This window comes from Aurantimonas sp. E1-2-R+4, assembly GCF_036549515.1.
GTDB lineage: Bacteria > Pseudomonadota > Alphaproteobacteria > Rhizobiales > Rhizobiaceae > Aurantimonas > Aurantimonas coralicida_A.
Map to the genome: position 1 here is coordinate 1 of NZ_JAZHLK010000002.1, position 20,380 is coordinate 20,380.

General features: G+C 64.3%; 15 protein-coding genes. 6 read left to right on the forward strand and 9 right to left on the reverse strand.

Going from position 1 to position 20,380, the window contains the following annotated elements; all coding sequences use genetic code 11:
• Positions 1-244 precede the first annotated feature (244 nt).
• The 4 genes from radA (at position 245) to VQ045_RS01430 (ending at position 4,815) form a co-directional block, all read left to right on the forward strand.
• Positions 245-1,633 (forward strand): DNA repair protein RadA, encoded by a 1,389-nt coding sequence (gene radA / locus VQ045_RS01415; protein ID WP_331828910.1) that lies wholly within the window; start codon positions 245-247, stop codon positions 1,631-1,633.
• Positions 1,634-1,752: 119 nt separating this feature from the next.
• Positions 1,753-2,367 (forward strand): CvpA family protein, encoded by a 615-nt coding sequence (locus VQ045_RS01420; protein WP_327624616.1) that lies wholly within the window; start codon positions 1,753-1,755, stop codon positions 2,365-2,367.
• Between the two features lie 120 nt (positions 2,368-2,487).
• The gene (purF, locus tag VQ045_RS01425; RefSeq protein ID WP_331828911.1) at positions 2,488-3,939 is read left to right on the forward strand and encodes an amidophosphoribosyltransferase; all 1,452 of its coding nucleotides are present in this window, start codon (positions 2,488-2,490) and stop codon (positions 3,937-3,939) included.
• A gap of 135 nt (positions 3,940-4,074) precedes the next feature.
• A complete protein-coding gene (locus VQ045_RS01430; protein ID WP_327624618.1) occupies positions 4,075-4,815 on the forward strand; it encodes an SDR family NAD(P)-dependent oxidoreductase in 741 nt (246 codons plus the stop codon).
• Here the strand turns inward: VQ045_RS01430 and VQ045_RS01435 are convergent.
• From VQ045_RS01435 to VQ045_RS01450, 4 genes are all read right to left on the reverse strand, one after another.
• Complete coding sequence (locus VQ045_RS01435; protein WP_327624641.1) at positions 4,797-5,633, reverse strand: CDP-alcohol phosphatidyltransferase family protein; 837 nt, start codon at positions 5,631-5,633, stop codon at positions 4,797-4,799. The genes VQ045_RS01430 and VQ045_RS01435 overlap by 19 nt on opposite strands.
• A gap of 5 nt (positions 5,634-5,638) precedes the next feature.
• Complete coding sequence (locus tag VQ045_RS01440) at positions 5,639-6,337, reverse strand: phosphatidylserine decarboxylase (protein WP_331828912.1); 699 nt, start codon at positions 6,335-6,337, stop codon at positions 5,639-5,641.
• 195 nt (positions 6,338-6,532) lie between these two features.
• The gene (locus VQ045_RS01445; RefSeq protein WP_331828913.1) at positions 6,533-8,425 is read right to left on the reverse strand and encodes an ABCB family ABC transporter ATP-binding protein/permease; all 1,893 of its coding nucleotides are present in this window, start codon (positions 8,423-8,425) and stop codon (positions 6,533-6,535) included.
• A gap of 239 nt (positions 8,426-8,664) precedes the next feature.
• Positions 8,665-10,692 carry a LysM peptidoglycan-binding domain-containing protein gene (locus tag VQ045_RS01450; RefSeq protein ID WP_331828914.1) on the reverse strand — a complete coding sequence of 676 codons (2,028 nt, stop codon included), beginning with the start codon at positions 10,690-10,692 and terminating at the stop codon, positions 8,665-8,667.
• A gap of 370 nt (positions 10,693-11,062) precedes the next feature.
• Between VQ045_RS01450 and VQ045_RS01455 the strand changes: the two genes are divergently transcribed.
• Together VQ045_RS01455 and VQ045_RS01460 are read left to right on the forward strand one after the other, a co-directional pair.
• Entirely contained in the window at positions 11,063-11,284 is a 222-nt protein-coding gene (locus tag VQ045_RS01455; protein WP_327624623.1) for an acetyl-CoA carboxylase biotin carboxyl carrier protein subunit, read from the forward strand.
• Between the two features lie 2 nt (positions 11,285-11,286).
• Entirely contained in the window at positions 11,287-12,657 is a 1,371-nt protein-coding gene (locus tag VQ045_RS01460; protein ID WP_327624624.1) for an acetyl-CoA carboxylase biotin carboxylase subunit, read from the forward strand.
• 76 nt (positions 12,658-12,733) lie between these two features.
• On the opposite strand, the gene VQ045_RS01465 is transcribed toward VQ045_RS01460, so the two are convergent.
• From VQ045_RS01465 to VQ045_RS01485, 5 genes are all read right to left on the reverse strand, one after another.
• The gene (locus tag VQ045_RS01465) at positions 12,734-14,944 is read right to left on the reverse strand and encodes an acetate--CoA ligase family protein (RefSeq protein ID WP_331828915.1); all 2,211 of its coding nucleotides are present in this window, start codon (positions 14,942-14,944) and stop codon (positions 12,734-12,736) included.
• 13 nt (positions 14,945-14,957) lie between these two features.
• A complete protein-coding gene (locus tag VQ045_RS01470) occupies positions 14,958-16,490 on the reverse strand; it encodes an acyl-CoA carboxylase subunit beta (RefSeq protein WP_331828916.1) in 1,533 nt (510 codons plus the stop codon).
• 46 nt (positions 16,491-16,536) lie between these two features.
• On the reverse strand, positions 16,537-17,616 hold the full coding sequence (locus VQ045_RS01475; protein ID WP_331828917.1) for a mandelate racemase/muconate lactonizing enzyme family protein: 1,080 nt from the start codon (positions 17,614-17,616) through the stop codon (positions 16,537-16,539).
• Positions 17,617-17,905: 289 nt separating this feature from the next.
• Positions 17,906-18,724, reverse strand: coding sequence for a TrmB family transcriptional regulator (locus VQ045_RS01480; protein ID WP_331828918.1), 819 nt, complete (start codon positions 18,722-18,724; stop codon positions 17,906-17,908).
• Positions 18,725-18,973: 249 nt separating this feature from the next.
• A complete protein-coding gene (locus VQ045_RS01485; RefSeq protein WP_331828919.1) occupies positions 18,974-20,347 on the reverse strand; it encodes an MmgE/PrpD family protein in 1,374 nt (457 codons plus the stop codon).
• Between the last annotated feature and the right edge of the window lie 33 nt (positions 20,348-20,380).

Here is a 20,380-nt window from a genome sequence, read left to right on the forward strand (position 1 = left end):
CATAGTGCGGGCGGGTGATTGCGGTCCAGGGCATCTTGATCTCCGTCGAATCTCAGCAATCCGACAGAATCACAACTCGCTGAAATCACTCACCTCTTTTTGGAACGGACACTAACATCGGGCTGCGGTCCCGCTCGCACGATTGCCGCACGCATGGCTCTGTCTTGCGTCGCCGTTCGGAGTTGCGGTCGGGCGGGTTTTGTTTATGTTTCGTTCCAGTCGCCGCCCCGTTTCCAAGGTTTCAATGGCCAAACCCAAACTCAGCTTCATATGCCAGAACTGCGGCGCGGTCACCACGCGCTGGCAGGGCAAATGCGACGCCTGCGGTGAGTGGAACACCATCGTCGAGGAAAACACGTCCGGCGGGATCGGCGGTGGACCGCAACGCGGCCGGCGCAAGGGCAGCCCATCGGCGCTTCTGCCGCTCTCGGGCGAGATGGAAGAAGCCCCGCGCATCGTCTCCGGCATCGACGAATTCGACCGGGCGACCGGCGGCGGCATCGTGCGTGGATCAGCTTTGCTCATCGGCGGCGATCCCGGCATCGGCAAATCGACTCTGCTGATGCAGGCGGCCGCCGCGCTGTCGCGTGGTGGCAACAGTGTCGTCTATGTCTCCGGGGAAGAGGCTGTGGCGCAGGTGCGCCTTCGCGCCCAGCGCTTGAAAGCCGCCGATACGTCGGTGCAGCTCATGGCCGAGACCAATGTCGAGGACATCCTCGCGACGCTTGCCGAATCCCGCCGGCCAGACCTCGTCATCATCGATTCGATCCAGACGCTGTGGAGCGACATGGCCGAATCGGCGCCGGGAACCGTGACGCAGGTCCGCACCGGCGTGCAGGCGCTCGTGCGCTATGCCAAGGCCAGCGGCGCGGCAGTGATTCTCGTCGGCCACGTCACCAAAGACGGCCAGATCGCCGGCCCCCGGGTTGTCGAGCACATGGTCGATGCCGTCCTCTACTTCGAGGGCGAAGGCGGCCACCACTACCGCATCCTGCGCACCGTCAAGAACCGCTTCGGACCCACCGACGAGATCGGCGTCTTCGAGATGAGCGACATCGGCCTGCGGGAAGTGCGCAACCCGTCGGAACTGTTTCTCGGCGAGCGCAACGAAAAGGCGCCCGGCGCCGCGGTTTTCGCCGGCATGGAAGGAACCCGCCCGGTCCTCGTGGAGATCCAGGCCCTGGTGGCGCCGTCGGCGCTCGGGACGCCCCGTCGCGCGGTCGTCGGCTGGGACCAGCCGCGACTCGCCATGGTCCTAGCGGTGCTCGAAGCCCATTGCGGTGTGCGACTCGGCCAGCATGACGTCTATCTCAACGTTGCCGGCGGCTTCCGGATTTCCGAACCGGCGGCGGACCTCGCGGTTGCGGCAGCGCTCGTGTCCTCGCTCAGCGGCGCCGCCCTGCCCTCCGATTGCGTCTATTTCGGCGAAGTCTCTCTCTCCGGCGCGGTGAGGCCCGTCGCCCATGCGGGACAGCGCCTCAAGGAAGCCGAAAAGCTCGGTTTTCGGCAATCGGTCTTGCCGGCGGCCAGCGCCGATCTGCCGCGATCGGGCGAGATGGTGCCGCATGAAGTGGAGACCCTGCCCGACCTCGTCGGCCGGGTCGCATCGGGCGGTCTTCCATCCGACGGTTGATTTTCACGCCGCCCCCTAGTGTAAAATGGACACCAAAGAGGTAAGGCGTCATTCGCAGGCATGTCATACTGGCATCTGCCACCCGCGCCTGATCCGAACGTCCACGGGACCGATCATCCATGACCGTTACTCTTCTCGACGCGATCCTATTCGCACTCATGCTGGTTTCGGCGCTTCTTGCCATGGTGCGCGGCTTCTCCCGCGAAATCCTTTCGGTGATCTCCTGGCTGGTGGCGGCGGTTGCCGCCTTTCTCTTCTACAAGCCGCTGACGCCCTATTTCGCCGAGTACATCTCATCCGACACAGTGGCGATGGCGGCCTCGGCAGCCGCGATCTTCCTCGTCACGCTGATCATCGTGTCCTACATCACGCTGCGGATCGCCGACTTCATCATAGATAGTCGCATCGGCGCGCTCGACCGCGTTCTCGGCTTCGTCTTTGGCGCCGTGCGCGGTCTGCTTCTCGTCGTGGTGGCCATGCTGTTCTTCAATTGGCTGGCGCCGGAAAACCAGCCGGAATGGGTCGCCAACGCCTGGTCCAAGCCGTATTTGGACAATTTTGGCAAGCAATTGGTTGCGGCGCTGCCGGAGAACCCCGAGCAGATCATCCTCGAGAAGATCCAGGGCACCAGCGGCGAGCCGGCCACGGATACGCCTCCCGCTCCGGAAGAGCCCGCGTCCATCGAGGGCGCGATCGGGGAGTCCGGCGAGGCACCGCCGGCCGATCAACACTAGACGCAGCGGTCGGAACTGCCATTGCAGGACGAGCGAGCCCTCGCGTCACGCCCGATACGGGCCTATATGGTGAAGACCTCATCACAAGCCGACAGACATCGGCAAACGGCGGATAATCTCATGGACGAAACGCCATTCGACGACGACGAATTGCACGAAGAGTGCGGCGTCTTCGGTATTTTCAAACGAACCGATGCCGCTGCGGTAGTGACGCTCGGCCTTCATGCGCTTCAGCACCGCGGCCAGGAAGCGGCGGGGATCGTTTCCTATGACGGCTCACAATTTCATGTCGAGCGCCATGCCGGTCTGATCGGCGATACCTTCACCAAGCAGGCCGTTCTCGAGCGTCTGCCGGGAACCTCCGCGATCGGCCATACCCGCTACGCCACCACCGGCGGCGGCGGCTTGCGCAACGTCCAACCCTTCTTCGCCGAATTGTCTGCCGGCGGCTTCGCGGTCGCCCACAACGGCAACATCACCAACGCCCTGACCATTCAGCGCGAGTTGCAACGCCGCGGCTCCATCTTTTCCTCGACCTCCGACACCGAAACCATCCTGCATCTCGTGGCCACGAGCGCAGCACGGCATTTCGTCGAAAAGCTGATCGACGCCCTATCGCGGCTCGAAGGCGCTTTCTCGCTGGTCGGGCTCTCGTCGAAGAAGATGGTCGGCGTGCGCGACCCTCTCGGGATTCGGCCGCTCGTGCTCGGCGATCTCGAGGGATCGCCGATTCTCGCATCGGAGACCTGCGCCCTCGACATCATCGGCGCCGACTTCGTTCGCGACATCGAGCCCGGCGAACTCGTCGTGATCAGCGAGGACGGAATCGAGAGCATCTTCCCATTCCAGGCGCGCCGCCCCCGGTTCTGCATCTTCGAATATGTCTATTTCGCCCGCCCGGATTCGACCGTGGAGGGCCGCAACGTCTACGAGATTCGCAAGAAGATCGGCGGCGAACTGGCGCGTGAGAGCCATGTGGAAGCCGACATCGTTGTGCCGGTTCCCGATTCCGGCGTTCCCGCGGCGATCGGTTATGCTCAGGAGGCCGGTCTGCCCTTCGAGCTCGGGATCATACGCAACCATTATGTCGGCCGAACCTTCATCCAACCGACCGACTCCATTCGCCACATGGGCGTGAAGCTGAAACACAATGCGAACCGCCGGATGATCGAAGGCAAGCGCGTCATCCTCGTCGACGATTCGATCGTTCGTGGCACGACCAGCCAGAAGATCGTGCAGATGGTGCGCGAGGCTGGCGCGACCGAGGTCCACATGCGAATCGCCTCGCCGCCGACCCGCGCCAGCTGCTTCTACGGTGTCGACACGCCCGAAAAGGCCAAGCTGCTCGCCTCGCGCATGACGATCGAGGAGATGGCCGACTTCATCAAGGTCGATTCGCTGTCGTTTCTGTCGATCGACGGGCTGTACCGCGCCACCGACGAGCCCTCCCGCAACAAGCTGACGCCGCAATTCTGCGATGCTTGCTTTACCGGCGACTATCCGACCTCGCTGACCGATCAGGACGGCACGGAAAATGTCCGGCCGCTCTCGCTGCTGGGTGGTGCGGGCTGAACACGGAACGCTCCTTGAATATCGCGATCTTCGCGGAGAGGCAGTACCGTGGGGAAACATAGGACCTGAGCCGTTCGCCCAAGCCTTTGCCGGCAGGGCTCAAAGCTACGGATGGCGCCTTTCCGGCGAATTGATATGACGCAAATGCTGACAGACAAGATCGCGCTGGTCACCGGGGCCTCACGCGGTATCGGCTACCACATCGCCAAGGGCCTCGCCGCCGAGGGCGCGCATGTCATCGCGCTGGCGCGTACCGTCGGCGGCCTCGAAGAACTCGACGATGAGATCAAATCGGCCGGCGGATCGGCGACGCTCGTCCCGCTTGATCTGACCGACATGGCCGGGATCGACCGCCTCGGTGGCGCCATCAACGAGCGCTGGGGCCGACTCGACGTCCTGGTCGCCAATGCCGGGCTGCTCGGCGTCCTTGCGCCGATCGGCCACATCGAGGCGAAGACCTTCGATAAGACCATGACGGTCAACGTGAACGCGACCTGGCGACTGATCCGCACCGTCGATCCGTTGCTGCGCAAATCCCTGGCCGGACGCGCCATTGTGATGTCGTCCGGGGCCGCCCATTCGGCCAAGGCGTTCTGGTCGCTCTACGCAGCCTCCAAGGCGGCCTGCGAGGCGATGGTGCGCTCCTGGGCGAACGAGACGATGAACCTGCCGCTAAGGGTCAATTCGGTCAACCCGGGCGCGACGCGCACCGCCATGCGGGCGCAAGCGATGCCGGGCGAGGACCCGAAGACCCTGCCGACCGCGCGCGAGGTGGCGGCGAAGATCGTGCCCCTCGCCTTCTCGGACGTGGTCGAGACCGGCAAGCTCTTCGACGTGCGCGAAAACCGCTTCCTGGATTACCGCGACCCCGCCTGATCCGCGGCCGCCGAGCGGGTTTCGCGTTTCGCGCGCTTGCCGAAGGCTCGCACCGAAAAGCCAACCGAAATAAAGTAGGCGATCGCGGTCAGCGTCAGCGTCTCCCAGAAGAAGCTGAGCAACAGGGCGACGTAGAGAACGAAGCCCAGGATGATCGGGATGGCGTAATCGCGCGGCACCCGGATGCCTGCTCCCTTGCCCGACCATGTCGGCAGGCGGCTCGACATCAGAAGGCCGATAAACACGAGATAGACCGACGCGATCGTCGCGGTGATCTCGGGGAATCCGAGATTAAGACCGGAAAAGCCCACATACATCGGGAACAGGGCCAAGCCCGCGCCGGCCGGTGCCGGTACGCCGACGAAGAACGCCGAATGCCATTTTGGGCGTTTCGGATCGTCGAGCATGGTGTTGAAACGGGCGAGCCTGAGTGCGCAGGCGCTCGCATAGAGCAACGCTGCGATCCAGCCGAAGGCCCCCGCCTCGTTGAGCATATAAGTGTACAACACGAGACCCGGCGCGACCCCGAAATTGACGATGTCGGCGAGCGAATCCATTTCCGCGCCGAAGCGGCTCTGGCCTTTCAATAGCCGCGCAACGCGGCCGTCGATCCCGTCGAGGAACGCCGCGCCGAGCACCATGCCGACGGCGAACTCGAACTGACCCTCGAAAGCCAGTCGGATGCCGGTCATCCCGGCGCAGATCGACAGGATGGTGATGAGGTTCGGGACGATGTGGCGGAACGGAATGCGCCGGCGTACCGGGCCGTCTTCCACGTCGGGCTTACCCGGATCGAACGGAGGAAACGGAGATTCGATCGGCATCAGTCGCGCCTCGACGGCCAGGTTGGCAAATTGTCGCCGAACTCGGCGATGACGGTTTCACCCGCAATCGCGATCTGTCCTTCCGCGACGCGCGGCCGGGCACCGTCGGGCAGATAGATGTCGAGACGTGAGCCAAAGCGGATCAGGCCAAAACGCTCGCCCGCCTCGATTCGATCCTCGACCTTGGCCCAGCAGATGATCCGCCGTGCCACGAGCCCGGCGATCTGTACCACGCCGATCTCGCCCTTCGGCCCGTCGATGACCATCAAATTGCGCTCGTTGACCTCGCTCGCCTTGTCCAGCTCGGCATTGCGGAACTCGCCTTCGCGATAGGCAATGTGCCGGATTCGGCCCCGCATCGGCGCCCGATTCACATGACAATTGAAGACGTTCATGAACACCGAGATGCGTAGCATCGGATCGGTGCCGAGATCGAGTTCGGCCGGCGGGACAACATGGCCGACGAGCGACACGCGGCCATCCGCCGGGCTGACGGCCAGATGATCCGCGATCGGCGTCACACGCTCGGGGTCACGAAAGAAATAAGCGCACCAGGCCGTCAGGATGAGGCCGATCCAGAACAGCGGCTCCCATAGAAAGCCGAGCACGACGGCGACCACGAAGAACGCAGCGATAAACGGGTAACCTGCCTTATGAATGGGTACGAATGCGTTTCGGATCGAGGCAATGATATCCACGGTCTGTCTTCTTCCTTCCTGATCCTGCGGCACGTCCCGCTTGCGATAAGGATAGACGAGAGTTGAGGCAAGCAGGCACGCGACGAGCGCCGCCGATCGGCGGCGATGGCGGTCACCCGACGTTCGAAGTTCGGGCGCGCCTCCAAAGATGTGGCGCGACCAGACCGCCGGCAAGGCGATGCGGCGTGGTCGGCGTTAGACTTCTTCGGTTCGGCGCCGTTCGATGACGCCGAACTCGTCCGCTTCGCGAGCCCGCCGAAGCGCTTCTTCGGCTTCCGTCGCCTCACGCTGCATCGCCCACATCTCGGCGTAGAGTCCAGCCGCTTCAAGGAGTTCGCGGTGTGACCCGCGTTCGACGATCTCACCCGATTTCAGGACGATGATTTCGTCGGCGTCGATGATCGTGGAGAGCCGATGCGCGATGGTCAGCGTCGTGCGCTCCTTCGACACCAGGTCGAGCGCCGCCTGTATCTCCTGCTCGGTGTGCGTATCGAGCGCCGAGGTCGCCTCGTCGAGCACAAGGATCGGCGGGGCTTTGAGGATCGTGCGGGCGATTGCCACCCGCTGCTTCTCTCCCCCGGACAATTTCAGCCCGCGCTCGCCGACCATCGAATCGAAGCCATCCGGCAATTCCTGGATGAACCCGGCAATCTGCGCGAGTTCGGCAGCGCGGCGCACTTCCTCTTCGCTCGCTCCGATGCGGCCATAGCGGATGTTGTAGGTGATCGTATCGTTGAACAGCACCGTGTCCTGCGGCACGATTCCGATCGCGGCGCGCACCGATTCCTGCCGCACGCGGGCGATATCCTGACCATCGATCAGGATGCGGCCGGACTGGATATCGTAGAACCGGAAAAGCAACCGCGAGATGGTCGATTTGCCGGCTCCGGAAGGGCCGACGATCGCCACCGACTTGCCGGGCGGAACGTCGAAGGAAATGCCTTTCAGGATGACGCGCGCCGGATCGTAGCCGAAGCGCACATCCTCGAAGCGGATCGCGCCTTCGCTGACCTTCAGAGCCGGGGCATCGGCCGGATCCTTCACCTCCGCCTCGACGTCGAGCAGATCGAACATCGCCTCGATGTCGGTCAGCCCTTGGCGGATTTCACGATAGATGAAGCCGATGAAGTTGAGCGGAATCGACAACTGCATCAGCATCGCGTTGATGAAGACGAAATCGCCGAGCGTCTGGGTTCCTGCCCGCACCTCAAGCGCCGACATCACCATTGCCACGGCCATTCCGGCGCCGAAAATCAGCCCTTGACCAAAATTCAGCCAGCCGAGCGAGGTCCAGATCCGCGTCGCTGCGATCTCATAGCGAGACATCGCCCGGTCGAAGCGTTCCGCTTCCATGGACTCGTTGCCGAAATATTTGACTGTCTCGAAATTCAACAGCGAGTCGATCGCCTTGGTGCTGGCGTCGGTGTCGGAATCGTTCATGTCGCGGCGAATGCCGATCCGCCAGTCGCTCGCCTTGATCGTGAACCAGCTGTAGAGCCCCACCGTGGTGGCGATGACGGCCAGATAGCTGACGCCGTAGGCAAAGCCGAAGATGATCGCCACGAGGGCGAATTCCAGGATGGTCGGCAGCGTGTTGAGGATCGTAAACCGCACGATCGACTCGATGCCCTTGGTGCCGCGTTCAATGATGCGCGACAGGCCGCCCGTCCGTCGCTCCAGATGAAACCGCATCGACAACTGGTGCATGTGGACGAAGGTCCGATAGGCCAGCCGGCGCACGGCATATTGGCCGACCCGCGCGAACAGCGCGTCGCGAAGCTGGTTCAGCCCGACCGAGAACACACGCGCGACATTGTAGGATACCACCAGCGTGATAGCCCCGGTCAGCGCCAGCGGCAGCCATGCGCGCGCCGAATCAGCCCCGTCCAGCGCGTCCGTGGCCCATTTATAGAAATACGGAACCAGAACCGTAAGCAGCTTGGCCAGTACCAGGAAGAAAGTCGCATAGGCGACCCGCATCCTGAGATCCGGCCGGTCCGACGGCCACATGTAAGGCCAGAGATTGGCCAGCGTCGTCAGGGTCGATCCGCTGTCGCCCGATATTCGTTTCCCGGCTTTTTGCGCCAAGATGGTCCTTTCCAACGAAGCGGCGCGACGGGAGGAGCCGGCGCGCCGTCGACGTTCTGAAGTTGGTTCGGGACGGTCAGGGCCCCGGCGAGAGCGAGGCAGCCGCCGCCGCGCCCCTATTCGATGCGTCCACGTCGGCCGCGATTACATCGTCGAACTGGACGAATAGCCGAAGCGCAAAACACTTTCATGGGGGAACATCGGTCGAAGGCGTCCCGATTCAAGCGGACGGGAACAGCCTAATTGCGTTGTGCCGGCTCGGCGTCCGCTTCCCGCGCGTCGTCTTGCGCCGCAGGCAATCGGAAGACCTGTCCTGGATAGATCAGGTCCGGGTTGCGAATGCGATTGCCGTTGGCGAAGTAGATCACGGTGTAGCGGCTGCCCCGTCCGTAGGTGTCGCGGGAGATTCTCCACAACGTGTCGCCTTTGCGGATGATCACCCGCCCGGTCGCCGTCGCAAGGGGGGCTTGGCGGTTGATCGGAACATCGAGTGCCGCGGCGCTCACCTCGCTTTCGGTCGCGACGACGGAGCGCTGCTCCTGCAAGATTGTCGACGCTGGCCTCTCGCCAACAGTACCGGACCCCGGCTGGAGTGATATCGTTGGCGCGGAGAGCTTGGTTTCGGTGCGCGACGCCATCAATGGCGGTGACGATGCCGTGTCGGTCGCGTCGGGCGCTGCCGAGGCTTCGGCGCCCGCACCCTCCCGTCCAATTTCAGGTGTCTTGAGACCCGTCTGCGAACGCGGTTCGACGATTTGAACCGGTGGGGTCACCGAGGGTCGGTCCGTCGGCGGGGTCGCATCGCCCTGGAAAGAGCCTGCCGCCTTTGTATCCGGCGGCGGACTGCGTTCCGGTATCTCGGCCGCCGCTTTTTTCGGCTCGGCAGTGCGGCCTTCCACCGAATCGCTGTCCACGACCGGCGCCGAAGCTGCGGCGATTCGTGTTTCAGCCTCCGACCGGTCGGCCATTGCCACGCCTGGAGACGGACTGACCGCCGCCGCACCGTTGGCAGGGGGCGGCGCGATCGCCGCGACAGCCTGCCCCTCGGGCCGCGTGAAGGGCACCTCCGCCCGCGCCGTCACATTCCCGTCGACCGTCACCTGATCGGCCCGCACGAGGTGGTCGCCAACCGCGACCGGACGCTCGGCAGTCACCAGAAATCGATTGTCGGCGGTCGCCCTGTTCTCCGCCACCAGGACGTTGTCGAGATAGATGCGGACCGATGTGCCCGCGTCCGCGGACCCCGCAACGAAAATCTGCTCACCCTCGACTTCGACGGCTTCGATCCGCAACCTCGGCGACGTCGCCGGCTCCGGTGCCTTGTCCTTCTCACCCGCCTGACTCGTATTCGACAGGAACGCGGCGTCCGTATCGATCGGCTTTTCCGATCCGGCAGCAGGGGCGGATGTCGGAGCCTCGTCTTGCGAAATCGCTGTCGCGGATCTGCCGGCAGCCCCCGTTCCGACGCCCGGGCCATCCGATCCGGCTACTTGCCCCGATGGCGAGGCCGGGATTGTCATCAGTCGCGACGCCTCGTCAGGCGCTTCCACCATCGCGAGCACGTCTTCTCCCCGTCCCGGCTGCGGCACGCTGACGATTGCGGTCTCACGTGATCCGGTGGCCGTGCCCTCGGGCGTTATCGCGGTGAGCGAAATCGCGTGCTCACCCGGCGTCAGCGGCTCAGGCAGGACGATGACGAACTCGCCCGCTTCATTGGCGGTGTCCTCACCGACCACCGTCGCGCCCGCGTGCAGCGTGACCCGGCTTCCTGGCGCGGATCGTCCGGCAATGAGGGTCGAACCATCCGGCTCGACGCGCAGAAGGTCAAATAGCGGTCGATCGCCGGCTGTCGCTTCGCCTTCTGTCGGAGGAACTGAACTCGCGGATTCCAACGGCGATGCGGGCTGCTTCTCCGCAGTCGTCGCGTCGGCGGCTTCGACCTTTGCAGAAACTTCCGGGCGCGGCGCAGTATCGGTCGGATCTGGCACGATCCGCGCCGCTTCGTCCGGCGCTGGAGATTGCTCAGACGATGTCGCGCGCGCGTTGGCCGTTTCCGTCTCGCCGGCATCACTGGTCGATGGTCGATTCGGATCGGATTGCGAGACCGACGCGCTGTCCTGCCGCGTCGCGACGTCCTCGGAAGCCGGCAAATCCTCCGTTTGCGCGATGCGCAATTTCTCGCTGCTCAGCATGTCCCAGTATCCGAGCACGATCGCGACAAGGAGAACCAGGCACAGGAAAACGATTCCGAGGGCTTTTCGCTGCATGATCGCACCATCTTCGCCGGTTCAACGTCGCCGGATCGAAGAATTCGAGAGATGTTACACGACCTTTATCGAAGCACCGCCCGGCTCACAAGGTCGCGCCTTGCGGCAGACAGCTCCGCCGCATCGAACGGCGCAACCCCTTGCGAACACTCATGAAGGGAGGCGAAGCCCGTCAGTTCCCGCAATCGCCGGAAAACCGCTCTCTCCTTCAACGAACTGGTCGCGACTTTGCCCGCGTTGGGCAAGCCGGGGACGGCTGCTCCACCGCATGCCCTCCCCGATTCGGCGTTGCGTTCGCAACAACTATCTGGCATTCCTGTAACGTGGCCTTTCGCAAGGCGCGACATCGAACGGGAGGGCTTTAGCGGCGATGACCATCATTGACGTCAAGACGGAAATTACCGGCAATCTCTGGAAGATCGTCGCCGAGATCGGCCAGGACCTCAATGAGGATGACCCGATCATGATCCTGGAATCGATGAAGATGGAGATCCCGATCACAGCGCCCGAGGATGGCCGCCTGGTCGAAATTCTCACCGCCGAAGGCGAGACCGTCACCGAAGGGACGGTTGTGGCCCGCATCGAGGCCTGACCATGGGCGCGATCAACAAGGTTCTCGTCGCGAACCGGGGCGAGATCGCCTGTCGTGTTTTCCGCAGCGCTCGAGCGCTCGGCCTCTCGACGGTTGCCGTGTATTCGGAGGCCGACGCAGCGAGCCTTCACGTCGCAGCGGCGGACGAGGCGGTCGCCATCGGGCCATCCTCACCCCGCGAAAGCTATCTGGACGCCAAGAAGATTCTCGAAGCCGCGCGCCAGGTCGGCGCCGACGCGATCCATCCGGGGTACGGCTTTCTCGCGGAGAATGCCGCGTTCGCCGACCTTGTGACGGCCGAGGGGCTGCACTGGATCGGCCCGACCGCCGACATCATTCGGCGAATGGGTGACAAACAACGCGCCCGCGAGATTGCGCAGTCTGCCGGCGTTCCCGTCGTGCCGGGCAGCCGGACATACGGTGTGGGCGACACCGACGGTCTCGAAGCAGCCGGGCGAGACGTCGGTTATCCTCTGCTGGTCAAGGCGGTCGGCGGCGGCGGCGGCATCGGGATGCGCCGGGTGGACGAGGAATCCCAACTCGCGTCGACCGTTACCGCCACCCAGTCGATGGCGGAGAAATCCTTTGGCAACGGAGCGATCTTTCTCGAGCGGTTCGTTCCCCGTGCGCGTCACATCGAAATCCAGGTTTTCGGTTTCGGCAATGGCGAGGCGATCCATCTCTTCGAGCGGGATTGTTCCGTCCAGCGGCGGTTTCAAAAGGTCATCGAGGAAAGTCCCGCGCCCGGCCTTCCCGGGGCCGTGCGCCGGCGCATGGGCGAGGCGGCCGTGTCGCTTTGCGCTCACACCCGCTATGGCGGCGCCGGAACGGTCGAATTCATCGTCGACGCCACCAGCTTCGAGTTCTTCTTCCTCGAGATGAACACACGCATTCAGGTCGAGCATCCGGTGACGGAAATGGTGGCCGGCGTCGACCTCGTCGCCATGCAGATCGACTTTGCCCGCGGTCGGTTCACCGGCGCGGACCAGGAGAGCATTCGGTCTTGTGGACACGCCATCGAATGCCGGCTCTATGCCGAAAATCCGGCGAAGATGTTCATGCCGGCGCCTGGCCCCTTGACCGTTTTCCGGCCACCTGCCGAAACCGAACATGTGCGGGTCGACAGCGGCTACCGCGAAGGCGACGTGATGACGCCGTTTTACGATCCGCTGATAGCCAAGCTGATCGCCCATGGCGGCGACCGCCGGCAAGCCTGTGAGCGCGCCGAGCAGGCTTTACGAAACTGGCCGATCGAGGGGCTTCGCACCAATCGGGATTTTCTGATCGGGTGCCTTCGCAACGACGCGTTCCGCGCGGGCGATTTGTATACCGGCTTTCTCGATGAGCACGCCAAGGCAATCCTGGCGGCGTGATCCAGCCACGGCAAGATCCGACGCCATAGCGGTTGCCTGGGCTATGGTGCCGTGGGCCATGGTGCCGGTCGCCACGTCACCCGAGCGGCGAGGGCGTGCGGCGTGACCGAAATTGTCGCTCCAGATGCGCGACCGTGGCGAGGGCGCGGGCCATTGCCGGAATTTCGTCGAAGACCGGAACGCCGATCTTGCGCGCCTTCTCCCGGTAATGGCGTCGGCTTTCATCGAGTTCGGGCGAACCATCCGTGCGCAGCGCCAGCGCGAAATGCGCGATGCCCGGCCACGTCGCCTGTGTCTCCTCGATCACCTTGAACAAATTGCCGACCGGATCGATTGCCCCCCGACCGACGAAGGCGGCAAGGTTCAAATGCATCGCCACGACGTCGGGCTTTGCATGACGGTAGACGATGTCGAGAATTTCACCCGCCACCCAACCGTCCTTTTCCTGCAGGGTTCGCACCGGCGTGTCGATCGGATTGACGACGCTGGTGCCCGGCGGCAATCCCAGCGCCTCCAGCGGTACGCGCGCCGCGTCGCCGAACGGCGCGACATCGAGCCCCATGCTGGCGAAGATGTCCGTGCCCAGCACGCTGGAGCCGCCGCCATTGCCGAACAGCGCGACGTTCCTCGTCGGCTTTTCCGGCCGAAGATCGAGATGCTGCAGGGCCAGCAGGACGTCGATGAATTCGTCCACCGTGTCGACGAGCGCGACCGGCAGTTGCGCGGCAAGCGCCTCCCACGCCTTCCCGTCGCCAGCGAGGGCGCCGGTATGCGACGCGGCTGCGAGGCGCCCCTGTGCGGAGCGTCCGCCCCTCAAGATCACCACTGGCTTTGTCGGCTGGGCGGAGCGAAGCAGGTCGAAGAAGGCCCTGCCCCGCTTGATGTCTTCGATATAGACACCGATCGCCTTTGTCTGTTCGTCCGCGAGATAATACGCGACGAGCTCATGCGGCTCGACGTCGGCGCTGTTGCCGATGGTCACCAGACCGCTGAAGCGCAAGCCGCGCCATTGGCCCCGCTTGATGATGTCGGTCGACAAACCGCCCGACTGGGAGACGACACCGATGCGCCCCAGTTCGCGCGGCGCGTCGCTCGGAAACGTGAGGCCGCCGCGCGGCGAATAGGTGCCTAGACAATTCGGCCCCAGGACACGCACGCCGCCGGCTTTGGCGCCCGCCACGAGATCTGCCTGAAGCGCCCTGCCCTCGGCGACTTCACCGAAGCCCGACGAAATCACCTGGGCGATACGACAGCGCCCCCTGGCGGCCGCGAGCACATCGGGAATTCGGCCCGCGCCGACGGCGACATAGGCGTAGTCGACCCCCTCCGGTGTCTCGCCGAGCGACGGGTAGGCCTTCAGCCCCTCGATCTCTTCCGCCGAAGGATGGATCGGGTAGATGGCGCCGGAAAAGCCGAAATCCTTCAACCGGCGGATGAAGGTATTGGCTAGCGCGACGTCCTTGGAGGAGGCACCGAGGACCGCGACGGTTCTTGGCTCGAACAACGGTTTGAATTCGATCAGCGGATCGCCGGATTCCGCCTTCTCAGGTTTCGAGACGGGCCGGTTCTCCCGCTCGGTGAGAATGACACGGGCATCGGCCGCCATCAGCCCCGAGGCCGAAACGATGACGGGATTGAGATCGAGTTCGGCGACATCGTCGCCGAGCGTCATCAGCAGGCCGCCCGAACCGCCGATCCTCACCATCGCCTGGACCAAAGCCTCCTCGTCGACCGCCGCTTCGCCCCGGATGTCACCAAGCAGGGCAAAGCCCCTCAGTTCGCGGAGCATGGCGCGGGCGTCGGCCGCATCGATCGGACATAGCCGGAACGCCACGTCCTTCAGAACCTCGACGAAGATACCGCCAAGGCCGACCATCAGCATCGGTCCGAATTGTGGGTCTTGAATGCCGCCGATGACGATCTCGCGGCCCGGCGGAATCATCTCCTCGACCAGCCAGCCGTCGATCGTCGCGGCGGCAATCACCGGCCTCAGCGCCATCGCCTCGACGGCGGCCCGAACTGCGTCGGCACCGTCCAGCCCGAGCGCGACCCCCCCGGCATCCGATTTGTGGAGGATGTCCGGCGACACGACCTTGACGACGAAGGGCGCGCGCATCCCCCTCGCCCTGGCTTCGGCATCGGCGGCGTCGCGGGCCAGCGCGGAGCGGGGCGAACGCACCCCGTAACGCGCGAGTAATTCCTTGCCGGCGGCTTCGTCGAGTGATCGCCGGCCGCGCGCGCGCGCCGCGGCAATGATGTCCCGGCCAAGCGGCTCCTGAATGGTCATCGCAATCGCTCCGTCAGTAGCTGGTCGGCCAGGCACGCATCAAATGCTCGCCGACGCCACCGGAGCGGCGCCGCGTCTGGATGTCGAACATGCGGATGAGAAAATCGCGCGTTTCCTGGGGTTTGATGACGTCATGTGCCGAGAAAATGCGCGCCATGTCCCATATTTCGAGATCCTTCTGGATCTCGGCCAGCGCGGCCTCGAACCCCTCCTGCCCGGCTTGCAGATTGTGCACGATGCTGGTGGCGAAGACCGGGTCCATGAAGCTGACCTCGGCGGTAGGCCAGGCCACCATCGCGCTGTTGTGCGCCCCGCCGCCCATGGCGACATAAGCGCGGCCGTAGGCCTTGCGACAGATCACGGTGATCTGGGGCACGGTCGTGAGGCAGGTCGCGTTCATGAAATTCATGATGTGCCCGGGCGCTCCCCGGCGTTCGGCATCGGTCCCCACGACGAATCCGGGCGTATCGAGCATGCGCACGATCTGAATGTTGAAGCTGTCGCACAACACGGTGAAATCGATGATCTTGCGGCATGCCTCGGCCGACAGGGCGCCGCCGCCGACATGCGGGTTGTTGGCGATAATGCCGGTGACCTTGCCGGCGAGGCGGGCGAGCCCGACGACGGCGGACTTGCCGAAACGCGGTTTGATCTCGAGGAACGAATCCCTGTCGACGATCACCTCGATGATCTTCTTGATGTTGTAGACCTGCGTGCGCTTCTCGGGCAGCAGGTCCAAAATCCGGTCCTGCTCCGCGCCGGAGCCTTCGGAGATCGTCCTCTCGGGCGGCAGGATGGCATTGTGGCTCGGCATGTAGGAGAGGAACCGGCGTATGGCGGCCATCGCCTCCTCGTCCGTATCCACGAAGTGGTCGATGAGCCCCGTCTGATCGGCGTGAAGACGCCAGCCGCCGAGTTCCTCCAGATCTACCTTCTCGCCGATCGCCATCGAGACCAGCCGGGGGCTGGACACGGACATGATCGAGCCCTTCTTCATGACGGCGAAGTCGGAACAGCAGCACAGCCAGGCCGATGATCCGAAGGAGGTGTCGAGGGCAGCCGCGACCCACGGCGTATCGCGCATCCGCCGAAACTGGCTGGTGTCATTGCCGAGCATCGCGCCCATGCCCTTGGAGCCCATGGCGTCGGGCAGGCGCGCGCCGGTCGACTCGCCGACATGGATGAAGGGCATGCCCTTCTCGGTGCAGGTCTTGCGGATATAACCGATCTTCTTGGAATTGGTGGCGCTGGTCGAGGCACCCTTGGTGGTGAAGTCGTTGACGACGACGCCGACGTCGCGGCCGTCGATGCGACCGAAACCGGTTATCTTGCCGTCGCGCGGCGTGGCGGCGGCATCGGCCTCGAAAACCGACTGGCCGAGCAGGCCGACCTCCAGGAAGCTGTCCTTGTCGACGAGTGCGTCGAGACGCTCCCCCGCGTTCAGCTGCCCCCTCTCGCGCCGCTTGGCGAGTTTCGCCTCGCCGCCCATGGCACGCGCGGCCTCGCGGCGCCGATCGAGTTCGGCCAAAATCGTTTCATGCGCCATGCGTCTTCTCGCCTTCTCGCTGAGTTCTATTCGAAGTCGCGCCGCTCTAGGGCGATTGGAAGTCGCGCCGCTCCAGGGTGAACCGTTCGACCGCGTCGCGATCCAGGCGGGGGCGATAGCCGGCTGGAAGCCGAATGGCTCCGTCCTGAAAGGGCATCGGCTCGACGAACAGGCGATCCCGGGGTTTCAAGAACCCGTTGAACTCGCCGGCATTGCGGATCGTCGTCCTAGCGACGCAAGCCTCCAGCCACCCCTGAATCTCGCTTCCCAGACCGTCGCCGAGCACAGGCTCCATGCCGTTCTGTCGCACCGCGTCCAAGCCTTGCTTCAGACGGTCGAGGCCGCCGAACCGCTTGAGCTTGAGCTTGCAGTAGCCGACGCCCGTGATCGTGGCGGCGCGATCGATGTCGGCCAGCGTGCAGATCGGCTCGTCCAGCATCAGCGGCACGCGCGATACCGCGGCAACCGCGGCATTGGCGTCCCAATCGTCGGCGTCGCAAGGCTGCTCGAAGAGCTCGATGCCCTCAGGGTCCAGCCGGGACGCGAAACGCTCACCGTCTTCTCGGCTGTAGGCGCGATTGGCGTCGAGCCGCAGCGTCGCCCGTCCCCGCGTCGCTTCTTGAATGACCGCGACGCGCTTAAGATCGGCATCAACATCCTTGCCGACCTTGACCTTGAAGGTTCCGAATCCCTGCGCCAGCCAGGCTTCGATTTCCTCGGCGATCGCCGCAGGCTCAAGCGCGTTGAGAGGCGTGAGCAGCGGCAGGATCGTCGCGTCCGGCAAATCGAGCAGGGGATTGGCCTCAAGCACCTCGATCGCCGTCGCAAAGGCCGTCGCAGCAACCTTGCTTGTGGCGAACCGGTCGAGCACCGATGCCTTGGCCGCCGCCGTTTCGACTCCGATCGCTGCCTGCAAGCTTTCGCACAGAAAAGCCCAGCCGCCGTCCCGCGTTTCAGCGCTGGAACCCGGGGATATGTGGCCATCGGCGAAACCGGAGCGCCCATCGTCATCCTCGACCTCCACCAGGAACGGCTCGAAGGATTCGAACGTGCGATAGGAGAGCCGATAAGGACGGATCAGCGGCAGACCGAGCCGCCGCAGCGTCGCCCGTTGAATTTTCGCCATGGCGTACCTCCCCCGCATCCACCGGTCATAGTCACTTGGGCCTTCTCCCGTAAGGCCTCAGAAGCGATGCAAACCGTGGGCGTTTACGTAGTTGCTATGACTACTACTTCGATGCAACGATTGCAATGCGCTGCACCCGTCGGTGCTCCAAGGCAGCCGGGAATCGCGGTCGGGACGGTGTTGCGGCGATCCGATCCATGGCCGATGGATGCGGCCGGGCTTCAATATGGCACGCTGATCTCGTGCGGATGAGCCGACACGGATTGCGAAAAGGGATCAGGGGGCAGGGTTAGCTCAGACCGGTCCGTTGCTTAAACGAGGCGATCTGCTCCGGCGTGAAGCAGGCGAGCCGGAGATCGCGAAGATGCTGGCCGAATTCCGCATCGATCTGATCGCCGAGCCGCACAAAAATTTCCGCCATGTAGAAGTCATGCCGGACGAGCGATTCCGCCATATTGACCACCGGCTTGTTCCGCGTATGCGCGGCGATCACCTCGCCGACGACGGCGGCCGTCACCATTTCCTCGTGGTCGGCCGCGATCGTGAACAGATTGTCCGTCGTGCCCATGCGCACACCATTGGCCTCGTGCAGGTAGACACGGCATTTATCACTGAAACGGAACTCCTCCGCGTCGGTCCCGAACAGGACGATCAGCATCTCGACGCCGCGTTCCGCCGCCATTCGGAGTGCGTCCTTGTGGCGCCGCAGGATGTCGGACGCGGCCTTGATCAGGAGCGCATGCTGGCTGCCATTGATCAGCGCGTCGATCTTGTCATGTGCGGCTTCCTCGCCCCATAACATCCAGACATATTGGTCGTTGGTCGCGGGCGCCAGATCAGACAGCTTGGCGCCCAGATCCTTGCACAAGGCGCTGGTCTGGCGGGACACCGAATTCAAGAAGGTCTGCGGGTCCGCCGCCACATAGCGAACCGGATTTTCGCTGACCGGCAGAACCGCCGCTCGCTGGCTCAAAGCCTCCAGCGCGCTGTAGGCGTTCGGCCGCGGCACGCCGGTGCTCTTGGAAATCTCATAGGCGGTGGACGGACTCTGGCGCAGCAGCTGGACATAGATACGCGCTTCGTACTCGGTGAACCCGAGACGTTTCAAATCCGCCAGGAACTCGCTAGCCGCAGAGTCCGAGGGAGCGATCTTTCCAACCAACGAAACCTCACCATCCTGTTTTCGGGCTCTTACGCCGCCGCCCGTGTTCTGTCTCGACGTGGACGCGATAGACACCACTCGGGCGACGAAACACAACCGTCTTGCGCCAACGATGGTGCTTGGCGCCAGCCCCCCAGTCAGTTCGTCAACCGCAGTGACAGACCGGACGCCTCGAACGCCTGACCGCCGACAGCCTCACGGTTGCAGCAACGGCCGGAGCTCACGCACATCCGCCACGGTTTCGATCTCCCCGATACGCTCGACGAATGCGTGCGCCTTTTGTTCGTCGAAAACATCCTTGGCAAGGTCGAACGCCTTGGCCTCGATTTCGACGGTGTCCATCGGGTTGTCGGCTGTCCCACGGACCGCGTGGGTGCGCCGGCGAAGCCGACGCCCGTCCCGTGTCGCCACCTCGACGATGGCCTGACGGCGTGGGACCGCCGCGCCGAGTTCGGCATCCGCGACGAGGCGAATACGCTCGCGCATCGCCCGCACCGACGCATCCTCCATCAGCGCGTAGTCGTGGGCGCCTTTGAAATCGAGACCGCCGCGAACCAGCAGTACGGCAACGAGATGCTGGAGGTTGACGTCCGGCATCGCGCGTCCATCGACGATATGCGCCTCGCTGTCCGGCAGGCGCACGAGGATCGTTTCGACCTGACCGGCGGTGAGATCCTCTTGCGCCATGAGATGCTCGATCGCGTCAAGGGCGGCCTGGATCGGCGAGCCGACCGACCATTTCTTGATATTGGCGCGCATGATCTCGTAATTGCGGCCAAGCTCTCTGCTCATCACCGCGATGTCGGGAGCCGGCGCAAACGTGGCGAAGACATTGCGGTCGCCCGAAAAAACGTCGGCGACACCGGTGAACCCCGCTGTCATCATCGTCGCGGAGGCGACCGCGTTGCGGGCCGGCATGCCGGCGAAATCGAAGGCCTTCTCCACATGTTCCTCATCGCGCACCCAGGTGGCGAGGCCGGAAGCCTGCTGGGCCGTGAAGGAAAAACCCTGCCGCACGGCGTCAGCATCGAGCCCCGCGAGCGCGAAGGCAGCAGCGGATGCGCCGAAAAGCCCGGCAAAGGCATGGCTGCTGAAACCGCGCGCGTAGAAGTCGCGCGGGTCGAGGGCCAGCGTGAACCGCGCGCCGATGTCGTAGCCGAGCACGACAGCGCGCACCAGATCGGCGCCGCTCCGCCCATGCCGCTCGGCCATCGCCAGCGCTGCCGGCACGACCGCGCAGCCTGGATGACTGAAGGATGGTTCGTGGGAATCGTCCGTCTCATCGGCGTGTGCGAGCATGCCGTTCGCCAGCGCGGCGTTGACCGCCGAGGTCACGATGTTACTGCCGATGACGCACGCCTCGGGCGCCCCGCCCTGCTCCCGCGCATAGGCTGTGGCCATCTCCCCCGGTCGCAATCGGGAGCCCGAGATCATCGCCGCCAGGGTATCCAGCAGATGGTGCTTGCCCTTCGCCGCAACGTCGCGGGGAATTTCTGTCTGCAGCGCCGCCGCGACATGGGCGCTCACCGTCCGCATCACCGCGCCTATTTCGTTCGAACCCGCACCCATTACCCCGCTCCCCCTCACCTTACGGCCCGCGAC

Coding starts and splice junctions, on each gene's coding strand:
- purF (WP_331828911.1), top strand. CDS start 2,488: ATGGACGAAACGCCATTCGACGACGACGAATTGCACGAAGAGTGCGGC.
- VQ045_RS01475 (WP_331828917.1), bottom strand. CDS start 17,616: ATGGCGAAAATTCAACGGGCGACGCTGCGGCGGCTCGGTCTGCCGCTG.
- VQ045_RS01485 (WP_331828919.1), bottom strand. CDS start 20,347: ATGGGTGCGGGTTCGAACGAAATAGGCGCGGTGATGCGGACGGTGAGC.
- VQ045_RS01470 (WP_331828916.1), bottom strand. CDS start 16,490: ATGGCGCATGAAACGATTTTGGCCGAACTCGATCGGCGCCGCGAGGCC.
- VQ045_RS01420 (WP_327624616.1), top strand. CDS start 1,753: ATGACCGTTACTCTTCTCGACGCGATCCTATTCGCACTCATGCTGGTT.
- VQ045_RS01450 (WP_331828914.1), bottom strand. CDS start 10,692: ATGCAGCGAAAAGCCCTCGGAATCGTTTTCCTGTGCCTGGTTCTCCTT.
- radA (WP_331828910.1), top strand. CDS start 245: ATGGCCAAACCCAAACTCAGCTTCATATGCCAGAACTGCGGCGCGGTC.
- VQ045_RS01430 (WP_327624618.1), top strand. CDS start 4,075: ATGACGCAAATGCTGACAGACAAGATCGCGCTGGTCACCGGGGCCTCA.
- VQ045_RS01465 (WP_331828915.1), bottom strand. CDS start 14,944: ATGACCATTCAGGAGCCGCTTGGCCGGGACATCATTGCCGCGGCGCGC.
- VQ045_RS01455 (WP_327624623.1), top strand. CDS start 11,063: ATGACCATCATTGACGTCAAGACGGAAATTACCGGCAATCTCTGGAAG.
- VQ045_RS01460 (WP_327624624.1), top strand. CDS start 11,287: ATGGGCGCGATCAACAAGGTTCTCGTCGCGAACCGGGGCGAGATCGCC.